The sequence below is a fragment of the Azotobacter vinelandii CA genome, from assembly GCF_000380335.1.
GTDB classification, from domain to species: domain Bacteria; phylum Pseudomonadota; class Gammaproteobacteria; order Pseudomonadales; family Pseudomonadaceae; genus Azotobacter; species Azotobacter vinelandii.
Window position 1 is genome coordinate 2,776,467 of the sequence record NC_021149.1, and the last position, 21,394, is coordinate 2,797,860.

Sequence of the window (21,394 nt, forward strand, 5' to 3'; positions counted from 1 at the left end):
AATATCCCGAAACAAAACCCGAAGCGCCGATCACGACCGCGATGCCGACGGAATAAATCAATCCAAGCGGACCATTGGATATCACTCATCCCCTCCGAGCCTGCCCGAAACATGGATGGCAAGACCCGCACCGATGGAAAACAGCGGAATCATCACCTGCCATACCAGTCCAAAATCGAACTCCAGAAAGTCCAGGAACAGCACCAGGAAACCCAAGACAGGCAATAAAACCAGATCGTGGGCGCAAGCATGGGATACAGATCGGTAAATGACTCGGACCATGAGTCATGCTCCGGGATAAACCAGCGGACCGCTCCAGAATCGGCCTTCCCATAGCCTACAGCTTCTCGATCGATAAAAATTGACTCAAATCAAAAAATAATGATAATTATTTTCATTATTAAAAGCCGACAGAATCCATGGAGTACACCAATCGATCCAGACTCGAAGCTCTTCGCTACCCGAACAGACATCGGATAAATGTAAAGACCAGTAAAAGCGCATTCGTTCTAACGACCTACCGAAAGACTTTCATCGTTTCTCTACCGACTGAATATCCAGCATTCGAAATACATTACCGGAGAAATGAAAATAAAACTCCGAGCAGATATTTCTACCGCATTCCGGGCTACCCCTATATTCATGACAAAAGTAGCGCAACTTACGCTGACTTGTTTCGCTCTCTCGGCAGCACGCCAATAATTTGCCTTCCATGAGAACGACTTATTATTGATCTCAATTCTTTCCAGAAAGTCAGATACCAAGTCACGCTGTAAAATCCTGCTTGCCAAAGGCAAAAACAAAGTCGAAAAACGACACTTCCACCCCAAGACAGTCTCTACAACCCGCACCCATTGAATACCAGCAAGACAGTGCAACCGATACAGGCGTATCGATTCCGGCATGATGGATGCCATCGACTCCAAGCGCATCCCAATCCGTCACCGTTCATATTCCCTGCAGCGCTCCAGACAGTTCCCGATCGCAACATCCGGCGAACCGCATGGACGCCCTGCGGACCTGACCATCGGTTCGAGCCACGACGTATCCAGGCAATGGGCAAGAACGAGCGCGGACCGCTATGATCGGCACTCATGACTCCCTCCGTGCCGATCCGTCCCCCCTGCCCGCCCGGTGTCTGCACCTGCGGGCGCGAGCGCCTGTCGGATGCGCCGGGTGCCGATCTGCGCATCCTGTGCCTGACCCGCCAGGAAGAAAAACGCCTGCTCGAGCGCCTGGAGAATCTTGCGGATCTGGCCGATCTCGAACATATGCAGCGGCGGATGTTCGAGCAGCTCGGCATCCGTCTGGAAATCGCTCCGAGCTTCAACGAAGTGCGCAGCATGCGCGGCTTCGCCATTCGCATCGACGAGTTGCCCGGCCTGTGCCGCAAGACCCGCCAGTCGATCCCGGCGGCGATTCGCCGCGGCCTGGAGAAGCGTCCGGAGATCGCCTACCGGCTGCTCGATGCCCACGACCTGCTGGGCGATGCCTGAATCCTCGAAAAGGTACCCTCGCAGCATTCGCCCGCCATGCGATACCGGTCCCGAACAGGCGTCTCCGCGCGCTTGCAATCGCCCGCTACTGCGCGGCGATCCAGCGGGCGATCCCCGGCCAGCGTTCCGTAAGCGTCCTGGCCCCCATGAACAGGCCGATATGGCCGCCGGGCACCAGTTGCCGGACGATGCGCTCCTGCGGGGTGCCGACCAGATTGGCGGCGTTGAACACCTGCTCCGGGCTGGTAATGTCGTCGCCTTCTCCGGCCAGCAGGTAGAGCGGACAGGTGATATCGCGCAGATCCAGCCTCCGTCCCAGGCCGGCGAATTCGCCCCGGGCGAGACGGTTTTCCTTGAACAGTTGGCCGATGACCTGGAGATACCAGCGTCCCGGCAGGTCGATCGGGTTTTCGTACCAGCTCTCGAAGGTTTCCTTCTTCCGCAGGTAGACCGGGTCATCGATATGCTCGTAGAGATCGATGTGCTCCAGGATGTAGTGCTCGCCGGGGCGCATGTTCTTCCAGCCCTGCAGCATGAACTCGCCCTTCATCAGGCCGCCGCCGAGGGCCACTAGGTCTTCGTAGAAGGAGATCGGCGACTCGTGGACCATGCCCCGGATCGGACCATCGCCGGCATCGGTATCGATGGGCGCGCCGGCGAGCACCAGCGAATTCACCTTGTCCGGAAAGCGTGCCGCCAGCATGGCCGCCGTCCAGCCGCCCTGGCAAAGACCAACGATGTTCACCCGGCCGCCGAGGTCGTCGATCGCCACCACGAGTTCGCCGAGATAATTGTCGATCTCGAAGTCCTTCATATCCTCCGTCGCCGACTTCCAGTCGGTCAGGGCGACATGCCCGATACCGTTGGCCAGCAGCGTCTCGACCAGGCTCTGCCCCGCGTGGTAATCGGCGATCATCGCGGTATGCCCGGCGTATGGCGCATCAACCAGCGTGGGAATCCCCTCGCCGGGCCTGCCGTAGTCGCGCAGGAACATGGTCCTGAGACCGAGCCGGACCTGGTTCGGGGTCGCCAGGCTGGGTCTCAGCTCGCCGTGGATCCTGATTTCCTCCTGGATGAACCTGAGGTTTCGCGCATAAAGCTCCAGCCCTTTCTCGGCCAGTTCGGCAGCCATCGTCATCGGCCAGAACGCCGGCACGCTTGCGCACGACAGCCCCGAACCCCGGGGAGATTGCGATTCCGCCATGATATTCCCTTCCTTCGCAATTGATCGGAAACCCTTCCATTGCAGCAGAAGAAAGAGCACGGCGCCTCAATGGGAAAGCGTTTTGCCTCGCCGGGAGCCTATCCACGGGACAGATCCCGGCTGCGGGATTCGAAGCGCATCGGGCGTGGCAATTGCGTCTTTCCCGGCAATGTCGGGCATGCACCTGCCGCGGCGGCATCCAGCAGAGCTGCCGATCCGCACGCATCGCTCTCCGCTTCGCTCGCGACCGGCGTAAGATCGGACAGGCCCGCCGGCCCGCGCGGCTGCCTTCTCCCCTGGCGGAGGCGCCCACGGCCGGCGATTCCGGCAGAGATTTGCCGGACTGCCCAGCCGGGAAGGCCCGGCTGATGAAGAAAATGCCCTCTGCGCGCGACCGCGTTCGGCTTTCACCATTCCGATGCGACCGGCCATCAACGGCCCGGGGCATCGTTCACAGGGGACCGAAAATGGACTCAAGACCAGTAATCAACGCTTCGGTAAGCCCCAAGGGTAGCCTGGAGACACTGTCCCAACGCGAAGTCCAGCAACTGAGCGAAACCGGGTCGGGCAGCCTCTACACACTGTTCCGCCAGTGCGCCCTGGCGATCCTCAACACGGGCGCCCACACCGATAACGCCAAGACCATCCTCGAGGCCTACGAGGATTTCGAGGTGCGCATCCATCAACAGGACCGCGGCGTCCGCCTGGAACTGCTCAACGCACCGGCGGATGCCTTCGTCGACGGCGAGATGATCGCCAGCACCCGCGAGATGCTGTTCAGCGCCCTGCGCGACATCGTCTACACCCAGAGCGAACTGGACAGCCTGCGTATCGACCTGAGCACCTCCCAGGGCATCACCGACTACCTCTTCCACCTGTTGCGCAATGCCCGCACCCTGCGCCCCGGCGTGGAACCGAAGATGGTGGTGTGCTGGGGCGGCCACTCGATCAGCCTCGACGAGTACAAATACACCAAGAAGGTCGGCCACGAACTCGGTCTGCGCCGTCTGGACATCTGCACCGGCTGCGGGCCCGGAGTGATGAAGGGGCCGATGAAGGGCGCCACCATCGCCCATGCCAAGCAGCGGCACGTCGGCGGCCGCTATCTGGGCCTGACCGAACCGGGAATCATCGCCGCCGAGACGCCCAACCCCATCGTCAACGAACTGGTGATCCTGCCGGACATCGAGAAGCGCCTGGAAGCCTTCGTGCGCGTCGGCCACGGCATCATCATCTTTCCCGGTGGAGCCGGCACCGCCGAGGAATTCCTCTACCTGCTCGGCATCCTGATGCACCCGGACAACCGGGAGCTGCCGTTCCCGGTGATCCTCACCGGCCCCCGGAGCGCGGCGCCCTACCTGGAGCAGTTGCACGCCTTCGTCGGCGCCACGCTGGGAGAAAAGGCACAGCGCCACTACCGAATCATCATCGAGGACGCCGTCGAGGTGGCACGGCAGATGGCCCAGGCACTGAAGGAGGTCAAGCAGTTCCGCCGCGAGCGCAACGACGCCTTCCATTTCAACTGGCTGCTCAGGATCGAGGAAGGCTTCCAGCGTCCGTTCGACCCGACCCACGCCAACATGGCCGGCCTGCAACTGAGCCGCGACCTGCCTCCGCACCAGTTGGCGGCCGACCTGCGCCGCGCCTTCTCCGGCATCGTGGCCGGCAACGTGAAGGACAAGGGTATCCGCCTGATCGAACAGCACGGCCCCTACGAGATCCACGGCGAACCGACGGTGATGCGCCCACTGGACGAGTTGCTGCAGGCCTTCGTCGAGCAGCACCGGATGAAGCTGCCGGGCGGCACGCCCTACGTGCCCTGCTATCGGCTGGTGAGCTGAAGACCGCTCTGTAGGAGTGGATTCATCCGTGATCGTCGCCGAAAACGAAAGCATCGCGAATGAATTCGCTTCTGCAAGAGCGCTATCGCCGCCTCCTCCGCTCATCTCCGCGGGAAGGGGCAAGCCCCTGAAAGAGGCGATCCGAAGGCCGGCAGGCCGGGCAGCCGTGGTATAGTCCGCGCCCTTTTCCGCACCACCATGTCGGCCTGCCGACCCAACGCACAGGTATCCCCGTTTGGAACACAAACCTCTCATCGAGCGTTTGTGGGGCATCGCTCGCACCCACAGTTTTGCCGCATTCGAATCCTCTCTGCACGAAGCCAGCCCCGACGGCTCGCTCAAGGCCCTGACCGGCGCCCTGCGCCATCTGGCCGGTGCCGACCAGCACAGGCTCGCACAGGAACTGCTGGCCGAATCCCTGGATAACCATGTCGCCTCGCCGCAGATTTTCTGGCGCCTGGAAATGCTCCTGCTGCTCGGACACCCCGAAGCCGCCGGCAAGCAGGACGCGGAGGGAGTCCCGGATCTCGCCACGCTGGAGAAACGGGTTCGCGAACTGGTTCAGGCCGACCGGCTGGACGAAGCGCTCGACCTGGTGGGCAAGGCCGCCCAAGCCAGCGCGGCCCCGCAACTGTACGAACTGCTGGGCCGCCTGCACCTGCGCCGCGGCGCCGACCGGATCAGCGTGCCGGCGGTCGAGGCCGCCCGGCCCGAAGCTGCCGCTCCTGACGCGCGACCGCCGCAAGCGGCCGCGGCGCCAACCGACGCGGTGCGTAGCGAAGCCAAACCGGCCATCCCGCCCAAACCCCAGGCAGTTCCACCTCGCGTGGAAACGCGCCCGCCAGCCGAACAAGCCGATCGAACGGCGGAATCCGCGGCAAAGGCGCCGGTCGCCGAGCCGCCGCGATGGGTGGCCGAAGAACTGCTCAAGGCACGCGCCAGGGCACAGGAAGCCATGCAGAAGCGGGCCGGGATCGTGCCGGCCGAAGAAAAGCCGGCGATAACCGCCGTCGCTGCTCCGGCCGTCAGGCCCGATCCTGCGCCCGTCGAGATACCCGCTCCGGACGAGCCCAAGGAACAACTCTTCGCCCGCCTGCGCGAAGCCTTCGCCAGACTCGGCAAGACCGAGCGCAAGCTGCTGGCCTGGATCATGGCCAACCCCAACCAGAACGCCGCCCAGATCGCCAGGAGCACCGAACTCGGCAACGCGGAGGTCGCCACCGCGCTCAAGGGCCTGACCGGCCTCTGGCTCGATCCCTTCACCTTCGCCGGCTACACAGTCCGCGACTATGTGCTGGAGTGCATGTCCATGGGCAAGCAGGCGCCGGCTGGAGCCCGCCAGTCCATGCCGGCCGGCGCCAGCCGCACGCCGTCGCCCTCCCCTGCGCGGGTCGTCGAAACGCCGCGCGCGCCCATGCCGGCAGCCCGGCCGGAAGCCGCTCCGGCGCCGGCGAAACCGGCCGGAGCCACCGGCTCATCCGCGCTGGCCGACCTGAGCGGGCTCGACAGGCAAGTGCTGGAATACATCCGCAACCATCCGGGATGTTCGCCGAACGAGGTGATGGAGGCGATGGGGCCGGACGAACCGGCCTCGGTGTCGCTGGTCACGCTGCGCCGGGACTGGCTGGACCGCGACGCCCAGGGCCGCTACACCATCAAGCCGGCGATGGTCGAGCGGATTCCGAGCGGCGATCGAGCCGAAGTCCCGCTCCGGACAACCGGGCCGGAAGTCGACGACGACCCCGTGGACGCGACTCCCGAGCGCAAGTCGCGCATCATGGAGAGTCTGGCGGCATCGCCACTCGCTGCCGCCAGCCCGCCCGGGAAAGAATCGGCCCGGCTGGCCCGGCTGCCCAAAGGACAGTTGCGGATCCTGCAGTTCCTGCACGACAACGGCCAGGCGCGCACCAAGGACATCGCGCGCACCCTCGACCAGGAAGCGGCCAGGGTCAACAGTGCCCTCCTCGGCCCGCTGGCCGACTTCGTGTCGGTGACGCACAGCTTCTGGCGGCTGAACGACGATATCCGCCCGGCGCTGGCCACCCTCGAGGCCAGCGAGACAGCCCACACGGCCGAGGCCTGAGCATGGCGGCTGCGGCTCCGAGCGGACGTCCCGCCTGCCTTTCGGATCTGCAGAAGCACGGAGGAAGGCCCTTGCGGTTTTCCTCCCTGGACGGGCTCCGCGCGGCGTCCCGAAACCGCCAGCGGAGCGCCGGCCCGAACCTCGAACCGGACGGCGAGCACGGATCGGCCAGGGTCTGGAGACGACCCGGATCACTCAGGCGACGCGGACACCGGGCCATGCCTGGATCGCCGACAGTACCGGCTGTCAGGAACAGAAAAAAGCCCATGATCGTCCAGTTGTAGTCCAGACAGGCGCGCCATAGAATCGATTCAGTTCCGGCTGTCTCCCCCCATACCCATAATAAATCCCCCGCTACGCACCACGTCGTGCGCCCTGGCTTCTCGTCAAGGCGGCGAGTTTCGGTGCGCCCGCGCTTTGGTATGAGGGCGTGTTCCTAATTTCGCGCACAGGCGCCTGGTGTGTTCTTCCCATGCCAGGCGGACAGCTCCTGTCGCCTCCCTTTCGAAGGTGCACGTCTTAAATGAATACCCAACCGAATGCCCCCGCCGGCAGTTGGCCGAGCGTGATCGCGCTGGCCCTGGCAGGCTTCATCTTCAACACGACCGAGTTCATCCCCGTCGCCCTGCTGAGCGCCATCGGCGACAGTTTCTCCCTGTCGACCGACCGGGTCGGCCTGATGCTGACGATCTACGCCTGGGTGGTCACCCTCGCCTCGCTGCCGATGATGCTGCTGACGCGCAATATCGACCGGCGCCGGCTGCTGATGCTGGTGTTCGCCCTGTTCGTCGCCAGCCATGTCCTGTCGGCGCTGTCTTCCAACTTCATCGTCCTGCTGCTGAGCAGGATCGGCGTCGCCTTTGCGCATGCCGTGTTCTGGGCGATCACGGCCTCCCTGGTGGTGCGCATGGCCCCGCCTGGCAAGCAGACCCAGGCCCTCGGCCTGCTGGCGACCGGTACTTCCCTGGCCATGGTGCTGGGTATTCCGCTGGGGCGCGTGGTAGGCGAAATGCTCGGCTGGCGCACGGCCTTCGCGGCAATCGCCGGGATCGCCATGCTGACGCTGTTGTGCCTGGCCTGGACGCTGCCGCCGTTGCCCAGCCAGAACTCGGGGTCGCTGCGCAGCCTCCCGGTGCTGTTCAAGCGTCCGGCGCTGGTGGCCTGCTACGTGCTGACCGCCGTGGCGATCACCGCGCATTTCACCGCCTACAGCTATATCGAACCCTTCGCCGAGGCCATCGGCCACCTGACCGGCGAGGCGACGACCATCCTGCTGCTGATCTTCGGCGGCGCCGGCATCATCGGTTCCCTGGTGTTCAGCCATTTCTACAACCGGACCCCGAACGGCCTGCTGATCACCGCGCTCTCCGCCATGGCGCTGTGCATGCTGCTGCTCCTGCCCCTGGCCGGAGAAGCCTGGACGCTCGGCGCATTGAGCCTGGCATGGGGGGTCGCCATCATGTGCTTCGGGATGACGCAGCAGTCCAAGGTCATGGCGCTGGCCCCGGACGCCACCGACGTGGCGATGGCCCTGCATTCGGGCATCTACAACATCGGCATCGGCGGCGGCGCCCTGCTCGGCAGCGCGGTGAGCAGCCATCTGGGAATCGCGGACGTCGGTACCACCGGCGGCCTGCTGGCCATGGGTGGACTGCTGTTCTGTTGCGCGATGACTTATCGCCTCAGCAAACCGCTCGTCCCCCAGGCTCTTGCGACTGGACAGCAGGATCTGCGGGTTTGAGAGCAGACAGGTAGCAGCCGCAGGGTCGACTCCCGTCCTCCATGGAAGCCGGGAGTCGATCCGAAGGTCGGACTCCGATCACACCTTCAGGCGATCCGTGCCCGTCGATCGGCTCTCCGCACGCCGAAACCAGTACGCTGGATAAACGCCCCGATTGGCGTATCGTTCGTCGCCGACTTTTTCCAGCCATTCCATTCCTGTATCCAGCCTTGGCCGGAAGCCACGATGCGTCTGCCCGAGCGACATGCGGCGCCTTCGGCATCGAGCCGGGGAAATCGCATGTACCCATGTCTTGGGCCCCATCAATCGCTCAGGCCGTCTGGCTATCCTGGCTGGATTCGGCCTGGCACATACCGGAAGAATCGGTGCAACGACATGTCACGGCGGGGCACCTGCAGTACGTGCTGGAAGGCTGGTTCCCGCCCCTCCCGGACTTGCACGTCCTCTAGGGCCTGTTAACACTACTCCGCGCGGCCGCGACGGAGCCTGTTTTTGCGCGGGGTTAGGCGCGAGGAAAGAAGTTTGGTCATTCCAAACGAACGACGAGTAACGACGCTCCGCGCAAAAACGGGCCCGTCCCTGCGGGTTGCGCGGCAAATGGCGCCATGCGTCGTTGCGGGACTTGGCAAGGGAATGCCATTCCCTGCGTCCCGCGCCTCGCCTGGCGCCATTTGCCGCAGCAACGCGGCTCGCGGAGAGTAGTGTTAACAGGCCCTAGCCGGGCAGGCGCCAGTCTTCGCGCGCTGATCCTGGTGGTCGACAGCCTGTCGCTATCGCGGCGAACAGCCGTGACTCATGAATTTCATTGATAAGTACATTCGATTTACTGACCTTTATCGATAACCAGCGCGCTGCTTATCATTTCCGCCGGCTTCGGCGTTCGCCGACACGGCCACCAGCGCTACGGCCGGCCATGCGCAGTCCATGAAAAACGCCCATACGGCCCCTTGAAGACGAGGCCTCGCGGTACACGCCTGGAGATCCCCATGTCCGATAAACCCTCTGCTGCGCATGGGGACGTCCGAAAAAGCTCCGGGCTTTCCCCGCGCGACCGCAGCCTCATCACCGTGGCGAACCTGGTCGCCCTGCGTCGTACCCGTGAATTGCCCTTTCACCTGAAGGAAGCCATCGAGAACGGTGTCAGCCGGGAAGAACTGATCGAGGTGATCGCCTTCAGCGCGTTTTCGCGACGACCGGCGGCCGATCCGACGGACGATGCCATCCACGCCCCTGTTGATCGGGTGATCGCCAAGGTGTAGGAGCCGGTTCGCGCCCGCCGCCATTTCCCCTCCACTCATGAACGAAGGACTCCGTCGATATGAAAACCATCGGTCATGCGGCATATCGTCGGCCGCGTCACCGAGGTCGGCAGTGCCATTACCCGCTATAGGATCGGTGACGCGGCTACGCTGGGTTGCATGGTCGATTCCCGCCAGGAATGCGCTCCGGACCATCATGGCGAAGAGCGTTTCCGCCGCGAAGGTCGGCCACGCTGCCGATCAGTGGCTCGGACACCCGGGCGCCGCCGGCCGCGCTCGAACAGCGCCAGTCGCCGCAAGCGCCGGGCCTGCAGGCGCCCGGGCAGACAGTCGCGCCGCACGTAGCGAGTGACCAGCGGGTCCGGGGTGCTCAACAGGACATCCAGACTGAAGCGCTGCTGGTCGTAGACCGCCCGATGCAGCATGTTGGTGGAAAATACCAGCAGATCCCCGCGGCGCATCGGCAACAGGCGGCCATCGGGCAGATCCTCCCAATTGCGACGGCCGCCCCGCTCCAGGCGAACGTCACGTTCGAGCTCGCTGTCCCAGCGCCGATGCGAACCCGGGATCAGTTCAATCCCCGGATCGTCGGCCAGGGCGATACGGAAATGCCACACCTCCTGGGATTGCAACGCCTCCCGCTGCCGCGCTTCGCTCAGGCCGGTGTACTGCACATCCCGATGCCAATAGTTCTTCCGGGCGCGATCGTATGGCGCGAAGAACAACTGGGTATTGATGAACGTCGGCCGCCCCGCGAGCAGCGGACGCGCCAGGCGCAGCAACTTGTTCTGAGCGACGAACCTGAAGAGCAGCAGACGATCCGGCTCGGCCAACTCGCCCCGGGCGGTCAGATACGCAGAATTCACCAGCCCGTCGCGAAAGCCCCGGCGGTTATCCCTCAGCCAGGCCCGGTGGAAACGCCGTACCACCTCACATATGCGTTGCAACTCCACCGGACGGAAATAGCCGCGCAACAGCACGAAACCATCCCGAGCGAAGCGGTCGATCAAATGACCTCCTCCAAATGTTCGTCCCCAAGCGCCGGCAATGCCGCACAGGCGACCGAGAAAGCCACGGATCAGGACATCGTCCGGTAACCCTCGGAACCGATGTCACGCAAGCGTCCCCCACCCATCGGCATGAACCTGGTCCGAGGCACAGCGCACTGTCGCACAGGCCACGATGCTTCACAAACGACCCATGCCGATCGAGAAAGGCGAAGAAGCATCGACCGGAAGCGCTCTGGGACCACATCGAAACCGTCGCCCATACCGTCTCGAGAGCCAGCCACCGATGACCTTGCCGGCCAATTGCCCGTGCTCGATGCCTGCCAGGCAGGCGGGCACAGGAAGCAGGATACCCATAAAATGATATTGATTATTATTTGCATATTGTGATTAATATAATTTTCGCCAGGAGGGTAGACCGATGTTCAAACCTCGTAACAGGCCATGCCGGGACTGCTGGTATTGGCAAAGCTTCATGATCCGCTGTGCACTGAGACCCGAGGAGCCACGTCTGATCGAGTGTTTCATGAGCCTTGGCGTCAGCCTGGTCGAACATGGCCAGATAAGCCCGTGGCATATGTCGCTTGCCAGCCTGAACCTTTTCCTCGATACCGCATGCGATCCCGCACTGCCATGGCACTGGCGCAACCTGTGTCTCGACCATGCCTGGCGCCCCCTTCATGTCTTGCAACAACTGGTGAGCGACCGCATGCAGCAGCGCACGCTCGATACGGTGCGCAATCGCCTGGCCACCCTGCAATTGCAGCCTTCCCTCTCCCCCTCGGAACTAGCAGAAGGAAATCCCTATGAGTAACCACAGGATCGAACGCGACAGCATGGGCGAATTGGCTGTTCCGGCCGAAGCGCTTTACGGTGCGCAGACTCAGCGTGCCGTGAACAATTTCCCGGTATCCGGCCAGCGGATGCCGGCGGCGTTCGTGAGGGCGCTCATCCTCGCCAAGGCTGCGGCAGCGCGAGCCAACGTCGAGTTGGGACAGCTCGCTCCGGAGTTGGGCGACGCCATCGCCGCTGCCTGCCGGCAATTGCTGGAGGGCGATTTCATGCAGCACTTCCCCGTGGACGTGTTCCAGACCGGCTCCGGCACCAGCACCAACATGAATGCCAACGAGGTGATCGCCACGCTGGCGAGCCGTATTCTCGGCGACAAGGTCAGCCCGAACGACCACGTCAACTGCGGTCAGAGCAGCAACGACATCATCCCGTCGACCATCCATGTGAGTGCGGCCATCGAACTGAGCGAGCGCCTGCTGCCGGCCTTGGAACATCTGTCGAAGGCGATAGGCGAGAAATCCCGGGAAGTACACCCCTTCGTGAAGACCGGCCGAACCCATTTGATGGATGCCATGCCGGTGCGCATGAGCCAGGTGCTGGATGGCTGGGCGCACCAGATTCGGTCGAACATCGAGCACCTGACAAGCCTGCAACCGAGCCTGCATGCCCTGGCGCAGGGCGGGACCGCGGTGGGAACCGGGATCAATGCGCACCCGCGCTTCTCCGAGTGCTTCTGTACCGAACTCAAGGCTCTGACCGGGCTCTCGTTCACACCGGGAGACAACCTTTTCGCCCTGATCGGTTCCCAGGACACCGCGGTCGCCCTGTCGGGCCAACTGAAGACCACCGCCGTGTCGCTGATGAAGATCGCCAACGATCTGCGCTGGATGAACTCCGGTCCCCTGGCCGGCCTCGCCGAGATCGAGCTGGAAGCCCTGCAACCCGGCTCCTCGATCATGCCGGGCAAGGTCAACCCGGTGATTCCCGAAGCCACGGCGATGGTCGCGGCGCAGGTGATCGGCAACGATGCGACCATCGCTGTCGCCGGTCAATCCGGCAACTTCGAGTTGAATGTGATGCTGCCGGTCATCGCGCAAAACCTGTTGCACAGCATTCAGTTGCTCGGCAACGTCAGCCACTTGCTGGCCGACCGGGCCATCGCGACCTTCAAGGTCAATCAGCCGAAACTCAAGGAGGCGCTGGATCGCAACCCGATCCTGGTCACGGCCCTGAACCCGCTGATCGGTTACCTGAAAGCGGCGGAAATCGCCAAGCTGGCCTACAAGGAGGGTCGGCCGATCATCGAGGTGGCACTCGAACACACCGAGTTCAAACGCGAGGAGCTGGAACAACTGCTCGATCCGGAGAAACTCACCGAAGGCGGGCTTTGATGCTCCGGCATATCGCTTGACGAAGCGTCCCCCGACGGTCGATCGGCCAGGGAAAACGCGGGATAGCGATATACCGGGATACCCCCCGAAGAAACGGTGTATCGGCTGAAACGGCGCCGAGATTTCCTTCTCCCGCCGTTTTTCAACCTTCAGGGCGGCGCGGCCGGCCTGGCGCGACGCCTGCCGCCGGCTCCGGGCTTGCCCGCCTTGCGCTTCTTCTTCCAGGGCCCGGCGCCTCGTCCGACCGGAGCCGCCGGACCACTGATGGTCAGACGCAGGCCGGCGCAGCGTTCGATGAGCTTGCTCATCCAGGCCGACTGCTTGGCGACGAACGCCTCCAGACTCATCTCGCCGCTCTGCACCATGTCCAGCGCCTGCTCCCAGATCGCTGTGGTACCGGGGTCGGCGATGGGCCGCGGCACGGCGTCGATCAGGCTGAAGGCGGCCGGCGTGGCGGCCAGCGCCTTGCCCTGCTTGAGCAGATAACCGCGCTCGATGAGAGCCTGGATGATCCCGGCGCGGGTCGCCTCGGTGCCGATGCCGGTGGTGTCCTTGAGCTTCTGCTTGAGGCGCGGATCGTCCACCAGTTTGGCGACGTTCTTCATCGCCTTGATCAGGTCGCCCTCGGTGTAGGGTTTGGGCGGCTGGGTCCAGAGGTCCTTGAGCGTCACCTCGGCCACCGCACAGTCCTGCCCTTCGCGCAAGGCCGGCAGTTCCTGCGACGGCGGTGTTTCGCGGCCCTTGGCCGGGGTCAGGGCTTCGGGCAATGCGCGCCGCCAGCCGGGCTCAACGATGCGCTTGCCCACCGCGCGCAGGGCATGGCCGGCGCAGTCGAAGTCGGCCTGGGTACGATCGTACTCGTGGTTGGGCAGGAACTGCGCCAGGTAGCGCGCCCGGATCAGGGTGTAGACGGCGCACTGCTTGCCGACCAGACGGTCGAGGCTCTGCGCGGCGGCGGTGGGGATGATGCCGTGGTGGGCGCCGACCCTGGCATCGTTCCAGGCCCGCGAGCGGCGTCGCGGGTCGATGTGGTGCATCAGCCCGGCCAGCGCCGGATCGGTCCGCTCCAGCGCGGCAAGGATCGCCGGAGCCTCGCCGTGCTGGCTCTGCGGCAGGTAGCCGCAGTCGCTGCGCGGGTAGGTGATGACCTTGTGCGTCTCGTAGAGCGCCTGGGCGATGTCCAGGGTCTCCTGGGCGCCGAGGCCGAGCTTCTTCGAGCAGATTTCCTGTAGCGTGCCCAGGTCGAACGGCAGCGGCGGCATCTCGCGTATCCGCTCGGTCTTGAGCGCGACCAGCCGCGCGCTGCCGGCGTGGCGCATGTCCTGCGCCGCCTGCTGCGCCAGCTCCTGTTTGAGGCAGCGCCCCTGGTCGTCGCAGGCATCCTCCGGCGCACGCCACTGGGCGGTGAAAGGTGTGCCCTCGGCCAGCAGTTGCACCTCGATGGCCCACCAGGGCACCGGCACGAAGTCGGCGATGCTGCGGTCGCGGTCCACCACCAGGCGCAGGGTCGGCGTCTGCACCCGCCCCACCGACAGCACCCCCTGATAGCCGGATTGGCGTCCGAGCAGGGTGAACAGCCGGCTCATGTTCATGCCGATCAGCCAGTCGGCGCGGGAACGGCCCAGCGCGGAATGGTAAAGGCTGAAAGTCTCGGTACCCGGCTTGAGCGCCGCCAGCGCCTTGCGGATCGAGGCATCGTCCAGCGCCGACAGCCACAGCCGGCGGATCGGGCCGCGATAACGGCAATGCTCCACCAGTTCGCGGGCGATCATCTCGCCTTCGCGGTCGGCGTCGGTGGCGATGATCAGTTCGCGGCACTCGCCGAGCAGGCGCTTGATTACCTTGTACTGGCTGGCGGTCTTGGGCTTGACCAGCATCTTCCAGTGCTCGGGGACGATCGGCAGGTCGCTCAGATCCCAACGCTTGTAGCGGGCGTCGTAGGCATCCGGCGGCGCAGTTTCCAGCAGATGGCCGATGCACCAGGTCACAGCTAGGTCCGGGCCGAGCCAGCAGCCGTCGCCGCGCCGGGTGGCCTGGAGCACCTTGGCGATGTCCTTGGCCTGGGAAGGTTTTTCACAGAGGAAGAGCCGCATGGTCGCCATCGTGGGTTGTCGCGATGGCGCAAGCATGTGCATTAACGTGCGATCAAGCAACCGTTATCTGTATGTCCATACAGACTACTGCGTCACTTCCACCAATACTCGACCTGTACGCCGAAGTTGCCGCCGTGGCGGTCGGTGCCGAAGGCGCCGGTCTCGGACAGCGCGGACTCGGGGTTCATTTCGGTGGCCGCGCGCTGTGCCGCCTCGTTCCAGGTCGCATAGGTGTAGTAGAGGCGCAGTTCCGGCCGCGCCCAGAAACCCGGGCCGCCCGGCGACCAAGTCGGCGCGATGGTGAATTTGGTCAACTTGCGGGTGCCGTCGGTCGCCTTGATCTGGTCGTGGCCGATCTCGGCGCTCACCTTGAAGGTCTCGGTGAAGGCGTACACCGGCCGCACGCCGACCGACAGCCAGCGCATATTGTCGCCATCGGGGCGGACATCCTTCTGATAGACGAGCTGGAACTGGCCGCCGAAACGCTCCGTGGTCTGCCAGTCGAAGTACTCGACCATGCGCCAGCTCTTGTTTTCCTTGTCCAGCTCGCTATCGCCGGTATAGCCCAGCCGCGTGCCCGCTCCCTCGCCGTATTGCAGGGCGAAGGTGTTGTACTTGCCGCCGAGGAAACCTTCCTGCTTGTGCTGCACGGCCACCGACCAGCCGCTGTGAGCGTCTTCGCTATCCGGCCGCTGCAGGTAGCTGACCCCCACCTGCAGCTCGCCGCCGGGATTGGTCTTGAAGCCGTTGACGTTGAAGTCGTGGCGGTTGACGTAGGGTTCCTGATCGTAATTGTCCTTGCGCGAGAAGACATAGCTGTAGCGCAGGTCGCCGATCGGCACTTCGTCGAAACCGAAACCGGTGGCGCTCTGGTTCCAGTAGTAGTAGTCGGTCATATGGATATCGTTACGCTTGTAGTAGCGGCGCCCGATCCAGAAGTTGCCGCCATTGAGCACAGGGGCATTCTTCCACTCGACGAACATCTGCTGGATCCGCGAGGAACCGCCGCCATGTTCGTTGGAGTCCTTGAACTTCGGCTTATGCCCGATGGGGTTGTAGAAACCGCCCATGACCATGCCGGAGAGCGTCGACCCATCGGCCAGGGCGATATCGTGGTCCCAGGCAAGCTCGCTCCACAGTTCGCATTCGTTGCCGAGCCGGTATTTCGAGGGTGCGCCGGGTAGCTGGAAGCAGGATTGCGTGCCGCCCTTGGTATTGCCGCCAACCCCGAGACGGTAATAGCCGCTGAAATTGACCGCTTGGGCCGCCAAGGGAAACGCAAGAAAGGCACACAGTGGATAAAGTGCCTTTTTTACCGAACTTCTTTTCATATCCGCTCCAATTCTTATTGTTTTCTGGCCGGTAAAACCAGCGCCAGAACCAGCCGCCAATTACTGCCTGGAAGTTGCAATCGATTAGATAGCGCTATCTCAGCCACGGCGCCGACGACTCCAGTGCCCAAGGCTTCGCGGACCGTCAGGAACCAGGCGTGATCGAGGCGTTTCGTACCGGCGTGGAGGAACGCATTCGCACAGCGTCGCTCGGACAGAGGCGGACAGCCGGAGAACGGACAAGAGGGGGATAACCAATGAATTCTTGGGACAAGGGTGGGCGATACAGCATGTCTGCGAACCTTCTTATATTTATTCGAAGCTACGAGGAGATATTCCTAAGACCGAAACGGTGCAGTGAACCGGCTGAAGCTGAAACGTTTCAGCTGCCGCGCATGATAGAGCAACTTTGCTCGAAGGTATAGCCGAGTCCGCTATCCGGACATCGTTTTCTCCGCCTGTTTTCAAGCGAGGGAAGCATAGGCAGGACACAGATCGGATAACTGCCGGACAGCGCTGGAAAGCGCTGTCCGGCATCATCGCCCGTCAGAAGATTCAGAAGATATAGTCGGTGCTCAGGAAGCTCGACTCGCGGTTGCGGATGATGTCGCTGATCAGCCGCTTGTTGTCGTCCTGGAACTTGGTCGCCACCAGGGTGCGGATCGAGAACACGCGCAGCGCGTCGTACACCGACAGGGTCCCTTCCGCCGAGTTCTTGCGGCCGTTGAACGGAAAGCTATCCGGGCCGCGCTGGCACTGGGCGTTGATGTTGATCCGTCCGACCTGATTGGCGAAAGCGTCCACCAGCCGGCCGACCTGCTTCGGATCGTTGCCGAAGATCGACAACTGCTGGCCGAAGTCCGACTCGCGCACGTAGTCGATCACCGTCTGCAGGTCGCGGTAGGGCACCACCGGGATCAGCGGGCCGAACTGCTCCTCCTGGTAGACGCGCATCTGCGGGCTCACCGGGTAGAGCAGCGCCGGGTAGAAGAAGGTCTCGCGCACTTCGCCGCCGCCGGGGTTGACCACCTTCGCCCCCTTGGCCAGGGCGTCGGCCACCAGGGTGGCGAGAAAATCGGTCTTGCCCGGCTCCGGCAACGGGGTCAGCGCCACCCCCGGCTCCCAGGGCATGCCCGGCTTGAGCGCGGCGAGCTTCTGGTTGAATTTCTCGAGGAAGGCGTCGACCACCTGTTCGTGGACGAAGAGAATCTTCAGCGCCGTGCAGCGCTGGCCGTTGAACGACAGCGCGCCGGTGATCGCCTCGCCGACCGCGTTGTCCAGGTCCACCTCGGGCAGCACGATGCCGGGGTTCTTGGCGTCCAGGCCGAGCGCGGCGCGCAGGCGGTGCGGGCGTGGGTGCAGCTTCTTCAGGTCGCTGGCGCCCTTGTTGGTGCCGATGAAGGCGAACACGTCCACCTTGCCGCTTTCCATCAGCGCGCTGACGGTCTCGCGGCCGCGCCCGTAGATGACGTTGATCACCCCGGCCGGGAAGCTGTCGCGGAAGGCTTCCAGCAGCGGGCGGATCAGCAGCACGCCGAACTTGGCCGGCTTGAACACCACGGTGTTGCCCATGATCAGCGCCGGGATCAGGGTGGTGAAGGTCTCGTTCAGCGGGTAGTTGTAGGGGCCCATGCACAGCGCCACGCCCAGCGGCACGCGGCGGATCTGGCCGAGGGTGCCCTGCTCCAGCTCGAAGCGGCTGGAGCGGCGGTCGAGCTCCTTGAGTTCGTGGATGGTGTCGACGATGTAGTCGCAGGTGCGGTCGAATTCCTTCTCGGCGTCCTTGAGGTTCTTGCCGATCTCCCACATCAGCAGTTTGACCACCGCCTCGCGCTGTTCACGCATGCGCGCCAGGAAGGTCTCGACGTGCTGGATGCGCCCGGCCACCGGCATGCTCGGCCACAGGCCCTGGCCGTTGTCGTAGGCCCTGACCGCGGCGTCCAGGGCGCCCAGCGCAGCCTGGGCGTCGAGCAGCGGGGTGCTGCCGAGGACGACCTGCTCGTCGCCCTTGGCGGTCTTCAGGTGGATGGGGCTGCGCACGGTGGCCAGCGGGCCGTCCCAGCGGCGCAGTTCGCCGTCGACCAGGTAGTCGCGCTGTTCGAGGGGCGCGCCCGGGCGGTATTGCTCGGGGATATCGGCGGCGGCGGGGAAAAGGTTGTGCAGACGGCTCTCGGTGCTCATGGCTTGTGTCGTCCTCGTTGTTGTGATGTGGAAACGCGCCCGGCTCGCACCGGGCGCATCGACCGTCCGAACGGATTCAGCGGCTGCAGCAGCGGCGCTTCAGCAGCGCCGTGGCGTCATAGGGCGCCTTGCCCTGCAAGGCCTCCTCGATGCGCAGCAGCTGGTTGTACTTGCCCACCCGGTCCGAGCGGCACAGCGAGCCGGTCTTGATCTGCCCGGCGCGGGTCGCCACCGCCAGGTCGGCGATGGTGGTGTCCTCGGTCTCCCCCGAACGGTGCGAGATCACCGCCGTGTAGCCGGCCTGCTGCGCCAGGCGGATCGCCTCCAGGGTCTCGCTCAGGCTGCCGATCTGGTTGAACTTGATCAGGATCGAGTTGCCGATGCCCCGCTCGATGCCTTCCCGGAGGATCTTCGGGTTGGTCACGAACAGGTCGTCGCCGACCAGTTGCACCTTCTGCCCGAGTTTTTCGGTCAGGTAGGCCCAGCCCACCCAGTCGCTCTCGTCCAGGCCGTCCTCGATCGAGACGATCGGATAGCGCTCGCACAGGCCCGCCAGGTAGTCGGCGAAGCCCCGGGAGTCGAAGGTCTTGCCCTCGCCGGCCAGCCGGTACTCGCCGTCGTGGTAGAACTCCGAGGCCGCGCAGTCCAGCGCCAGGGTGATGTCCTGGCCCAGCACGTAGCCGGCGCGCTCGACCGCCGCCTGGATCACCACCAGCGCTTCCTCGTTGGAGGACAGGGACGGCGCGAAGCCGCCCTCGTCGCCCACCGCGGTGCTCAGCCCACGCTCGGCAAGCACCTGCTTGAGGGTGTGGAACACCTCGGCGCCGATGCGCAGCGCTTCCTTGAAGCTGGCCGCGCCGACCGGCTGGATCATGAACTCCTGGAGGTCGACGTTGTTGTCGGCATGCTCGCCGCCGTTGAGGATGTTCATCATCGGCACCGGCAGGCTGTACTCGCCGGGGCTGCCGTACAGCTCGGCCAGGTGCGCGTAGAGCGGCAGGCCGCGGGCCGCGGCGGCGGCCCTGGCGGTAGCCAGGGACACGGCGAGGATGGCGTTGGCGCCGAGGATCGCCTTGTTGTCGGTGCCGTCCAGTTCGAGCATGGCCTGGTCGACCGCGCGCTGGTCGAGCGCGTCGAGGCCGACCACCCGCTCGCGGATCGCGCCGTTGACGTTGTCCACCGCCTTCATCACGCCCTTGCCTTTATAGCGCAGCGCGCCGTCGCGCAATTCGAGGGCCTCGCGGCTGCCGGTGGAGGCCCCGGAGGGCACGCTGGCCACCCCCGTGGCGCCGCCGGCCAGGGTGACCACCGCCTCGACGGTGGGATTGCCGCGCGAATCGAGGATCTCGCGGGCGGCGACGTGCTGGATCGAGGTGCTGGGGTTACTCATCGTGTGTCGGGTCCTGTGCAGGGGTCGGAACGGCCTCGCCCGCGGCGAGCAGCTCCTGTTGTTCGGCATGCGAGGCGCGGATGTCGAAGTCGCGCGGCCAGTCCTGATGTTCGCTCGGTTGCATCGAAGCCCCCTCCGCTCAATGGATGACGTCGCCCACGCGCACGATGCGCAGGGTGTCGGTGCCGCCCTGGGCATGGCCGGCGCCCTTGGTGATCAGCACCAGGTCGCCCTCGGCCACCAGGCGGCGCTGCAGCAGCTCCTTGACCGCCCGGGCGTTCAGCTCGGCCTCGGCGATCCGATCGGCCTCGAAGGGGATCGGGTGCACCCCGCGGAACAGCGCCACCCGGCTCTGCGTGCGCGGATGCCGGGAGAAGGCGTAGATCGGCAGGTGCGAGCGGATCCGCGACATCAGCCGCGGGGTGTCGCCGCTCTCGGTCAGGCAGACGATCGCCTTGACCCCTTCCAGATGGTTGGCCGCGTACATCGCCGACAGCGCGATGGTCTCGTCGATGCGGTGGAACACCTGGTCCATGCGGTGCTTCGAGCGGTGCGCCAGCGGGTGCTGCTCGGCGCCGAGGATGATCCGCCCCATGGCCTCCACGGTCTCCACCGGGTAGGCGCCGGCGGCGGTCTCGGCCGAGAGCATCACCGCGTCGGTGCCGTCGAGCACCGCGTTGGCCACGTCGAACACCTCGGCGCGGGTCGGCAGCGACTGGGTGATCATGGTCTCCATCATCTGCGTGGCGGTGATCACCGCGCGGTTGAGCACCCGCGCCCGCTCGATGATGCGCTTCTGCACGCCGACCAGTTCGGCGTCGCCGATCTCCACGCCCAGGTCGCCGCGCGCCACCATCACCGCCTCGGAGGCGAGGATGATGCCATCGAGCACCTGGTCGTCGGCCACCGCCTCGGCGCGCTCGATCTTCGCCACCAGCCCGGCGTTGCCGCCGGCCTCCTGCATCAAGCGGCGGGCGTGCTGCATGTCGGCGGCATCGCGCGGGAAGGACACCGCCAGGTAGTCGACCTGCATGGCGGCGGCGGTCTGGATGTCCGCGCAGTCCTTGTCGGTCAGCGCCGAGGCGGACAGGCCGCCGCCCTGGCGGTTGATGCCCTTGTTGTTGGACAGCGGGCCGCCGACCAGCACCGCGCAGACCAGTTCGCTGGCCTTGACCTCGCGGGTCTCGAGCACCACGCGGCCGTCGTCGAGCAGCAGGATGTCGCCGGGGCGGCTGTCGGTGATCAGCGCCTCGTAGTCGATGCCGACGCGGGTCGCGTCGCCGGCGTTCTTGTCGAGGGCGGCGTCGAGGACGAAGGTCTGGCCCTTCTCCAGCAGCACCTTGCCGTCGGCGAAGCGCGAGATGCGGATCTTGGGCCCCTGCAGGTCGGCGAGGATGGCGACGAAGCGCCCGTGTTTGGCGGCCATCTCGCGGACCAGGGTGGCGCGGGCCTGGTGTTCCTCGGCCTTGCCGTGGGAGAAGTTCAGGCGCACCACATCGACCCCGGCCTTGACCAGGCCTTCGATGGCTTCGGGGGTTTCGGTGGCTGGGCCGAGGGTAGCGACGATCTTGGTTCTACGCAGCAT

At 64.7% G+C, this 21,394-nt stretch carries 16 protein-coding genes; 7 read left to right on the forward strand and 9 right to left on the reverse strand.

Features of this window, described 5'->3' with window-relative positions; genetic code table 11:
• Positions 1–81: 81 nt before the first annotated feature.
• Positions 82–282, reverse strand: coding sequence for a hypothetical protein (locus AVCA_RS12340; RefSeq protein WP_041807214.1), 201 nt, complete (start codon positions 280–282; stop codon positions 82–84).
• Between the two features lie 812 nt (positions 283–1,094).
• On the opposite strand from AVCA_RS12340, the gene AVCA_RS12345 reads away from it, so the two are divergent.
• Positions 1,095–1,496, forward strand: coding sequence for a hypothetical protein (locus AVCA_RS12345; RefSeq protein WP_041807216.1), 402 nt, complete (start codon positions 1,095–1,097; stop codon positions 1,494–1,496).
• 85 nt (positions 1,497–1,581) lie between these two features.
• On the opposite strand, the gene AVCA_RS12350 is transcribed toward AVCA_RS12345, so the two are convergent.
• A complete protein-coding gene (locus tag AVCA_RS12350) occupies positions 1,582–2,700 on the reverse strand; it encodes an alpha/beta fold hydrolase (protein WP_012701272.1) in 1,119 nt (372 codons plus the stop codon).
• A 467-nt stretch (positions 2,701–3,167) separates the two neighbouring features.
• Between AVCA_RS12350 and ppnN the strand changes: the two genes are divergently transcribed.
• From ppnN to AVCA_RS12370, 4 genes are all read left to right on the forward strand, one after another.
• The gene (ppnN, locus tag AVCA_RS12355) at positions 3,168–4,541 is read left to right on the forward strand and encodes a nucleotide 5'-monophosphate nucleosidase PpnN (RefSeq protein WP_012701273.1); all 1,374 of its coding nucleotides are present in this window, start codon (positions 3,168–3,170) and stop codon (positions 4,539–4,541) included.
• Between the two features lie 235 nt (positions 4,542–4,776).
• The gene (locus tag AVCA_RS12360; RefSeq protein WP_236616140.1) at positions 4,777–6,624 is read left to right on the forward strand and encodes a hypothetical protein; all 1,848 of its coding nucleotides are present in this window, start codon (positions 4,777–4,779) and stop codon (positions 6,622–6,624) included.
• A gap of 523 nt (positions 6,625–7,147) precedes the next feature.
• The gene (locus AVCA_RS12365; protein WP_012701277.1) at positions 7,148–8,365 is read left to right on the forward strand and encodes a sugar transporter; all 1,218 of its coding nucleotides are present in this window, start codon (positions 7,148–7,150) and stop codon (positions 8,363–8,365) included.
• A 986-nt stretch (positions 8,366–9,351) separates the two neighbouring features.
• Positions 9,352–9,624 carry a carboxymuconolactone decarboxylase family protein gene (locus tag AVCA_RS12370; RefSeq protein ID WP_072432799.1) on the forward strand — a complete coding sequence of 91 codons (273 nt, stop codon included), beginning with the start codon at positions 9,352–9,354 and terminating at the stop codon, positions 9,622–9,624.
• Positions 9,625–9,818: 194 nt separating this feature from the next.
• Here the strand turns inward: AVCA_RS12370 and AVCA_RS12375 are convergent, their stop codons facing one another.
• Positions 9,819–10,634, reverse strand: a complete 816-nt coding sequence (locus AVCA_RS12375) for a phytanoyl-CoA dioxygenase family protein (RefSeq protein WP_012701280.1) — start codon at positions 10,632–10,634, stop codon at positions 9,819–9,821.
• Positions 10,635–11,052: 418 nt separating this feature from the next.
• Here AVCA_RS12375 and AVCA_RS26775 point away from each other — a divergent pair, with 418 nt between their 5' ends.
• Complete coding sequence (locus tag AVCA_RS26775) at positions 11,053–11,445, forward strand: FagA protein (RefSeq protein WP_236616141.1); 393 nt, start codon at positions 11,053–11,055, stop codon at positions 11,443–11,445.
• A complete protein-coding gene (gene fumC, locus AVCA_RS12385) occupies positions 11,438–12,814 on the forward strand; it encodes a class II fumarate hydratase FumC (protein WP_012701282.1) in 1,377 nt (458 codons plus the stop codon). Before AVCA_RS26775 ends, fumC begins: the two co-directional genes overlap by 8 nt.
• A 149-nt stretch (positions 12,815–12,963) precedes the next feature.
• On the opposite strand, the gene AVCA_RS12390 is transcribed toward fumC, so the two are convergent.
• The 6 genes from AVCA_RS12390 to pyk all read right to left on the reverse strand — a co-directional run bounded on the left by AVCA_RS12390 (position 12,964) and on the right by pyk (position 21,394).
• Positions 12,964–14,907 (reverse strand): DNA topoisomerase III, encoded by a 1,944-nt coding sequence (locus tag AVCA_RS12390; protein ID WP_236616142.1) that lies wholly within the window; start codon positions 14,905–14,907, stop codon positions 12,964–12,966.
• A 92-nt stretch (positions 14,908–14,999) separates the two neighbouring features.
• Entirely contained in the window at positions 15,000–16,238 is a 1,239-nt protein-coding gene (locus AVCA_RS12395) for a maltoporin (RefSeq protein WP_012701284.1), read from the reverse strand.
• A 555-nt stretch (positions 16,239–16,793) separates the two neighbouring features.
• Positions 16,794–18,419: an NADP-dependent glyceraldehyde-3-phosphate dehydrogenase gene (locus AVCA_RS12400; RefSeq protein ID WP_012701285.1), complete on the reverse strand. Its 1,626-nt coding sequence runs from the start codon at positions 18,417–18,419 to the stop codon at positions 16,794–16,796.
• Positions 18,420–18,495: 76 nt separating this feature from the next.
• Positions 18,496–19,809, reverse strand: coding sequence for a phosphopyruvate hydratase (gene eno / locus AVCA_RS12405; RefSeq protein WP_012701286.1), 1,314 nt, complete (start codon positions 19,807–19,809; stop codon positions 18,496–18,498).
• Complete coding sequence (locus AVCA_RS27045; protein ID WP_012701287.1) at positions 19,802–19,933, reverse strand: hypothetical protein; 132 nt, start codon at positions 19,931–19,933, stop codon at positions 19,802–19,804. The genes eno and AVCA_RS27045 overlap by 8 nt, the downstream gene beginning before the upstream one ends.
• Before the next feature lie 15 nt (positions 19,934–19,948).
• Complete coding sequence (gene pyk, locus AVCA_RS12410) at positions 19,949–21,394, reverse strand: pyruvate kinase (RefSeq protein WP_012701288.1); 1,446 nt, start codon at positions 21,392–21,394, stop codon at positions 19,949–19,951.

Bases quoted from the DNA above. Each gene is read 5' to 3' on its own strand.
- AVCA_RS12340 (WP_041807214.1), bottom strand. From the start codon at position 282: ATGGTCCGAGTCATTTACCGATCTGTATCCCATGCTTGCGCCCACGAT.
- AVCA_RS12345 (WP_041807216.1), top strand. From the start codon at position 1,095: ATGACTCCCTCCGTGCCGATCCGTCCCCCCTGCCCGCCCGGTGTCTGC.
- AVCA_RS12350 (WP_012701272.1), bottom strand. From the start codon at position 2,700: ATGGCGGAATCGCAATCTCCCCGGGGTTCGGGGCTGTCGTGCGCAAGC.
- ppnN (WP_012701273.1), top strand. From the start codon at position 3,168: ATGGACTCAAGACCAGTAATCAACGCTTCGGTAAGCCCCAAGGGTAGC.
- AVCA_RS12365 (WP_012701277.1), top strand. From the start codon at position 7,148: ATGAATACCCAACCGAATGCCCCCGCCGGCAGTTGGCCGAGCGTGATC.
- AVCA_RS12370 (WP_072432799.1), top strand. From the start codon at position 9,352: ATGTCCGATAAACCCTCTGCTGCGCATGGGGACGTCCGAAAAAGCTCC.
- AVCA_RS26775 (WP_236616141.1), top strand. From the start codon at position 11,053: ATGTTCAAACCTCGTAACAGGCCATGCCGGGACTGCTGGTATTGGCAA.
- fumC (WP_012701282.1), top strand. From the start codon at position 11,438: ATGAGTAACCACAGGATCGAACGCGACAGCATGGGCGAATTGGCTGTT.
- AVCA_RS12390 (WP_236616142.1), bottom strand. From the start codon at position 14,907: ATGCGGCTCTTCCTCTGTGAAAAACCTTCCCAGGCCAAGGACATCGCC.
- AVCA_RS12395 (WP_012701284.1), bottom strand. From the start codon at position 16,238: ATGAAAAGAAGTTCGGTAAAAAAGGCACTTTATCCACTGTGTGCCTTT.
- AVCA_RS12400 (WP_012701285.1), bottom strand. From the start codon at position 18,419: ATGAGCACCGAGAGCCGTCTGCACAACCTTTTCCCCGCCGCCGCCGAT.
- eno (WP_012701286.1), bottom strand. From the start codon at position 19,809: ATGAGTAACCCCAGCACCTCGATCCAGCACGTCGCCGCCCGCGAGATC.
- AVCA_RS27045 (WP_012701287.1), bottom strand. From the start codon at position 19,933: ATGCAACCGAGCGAACATCAGGACTGGCCGCGCGACTTCGACATCCGC.
- pyk (WP_012701288.1), bottom strand. From the start codon at position 21,394: ATGCTGCGTAGAACCAAGATCGTCGCTACCCTCGGCCCAGCCACCGAA.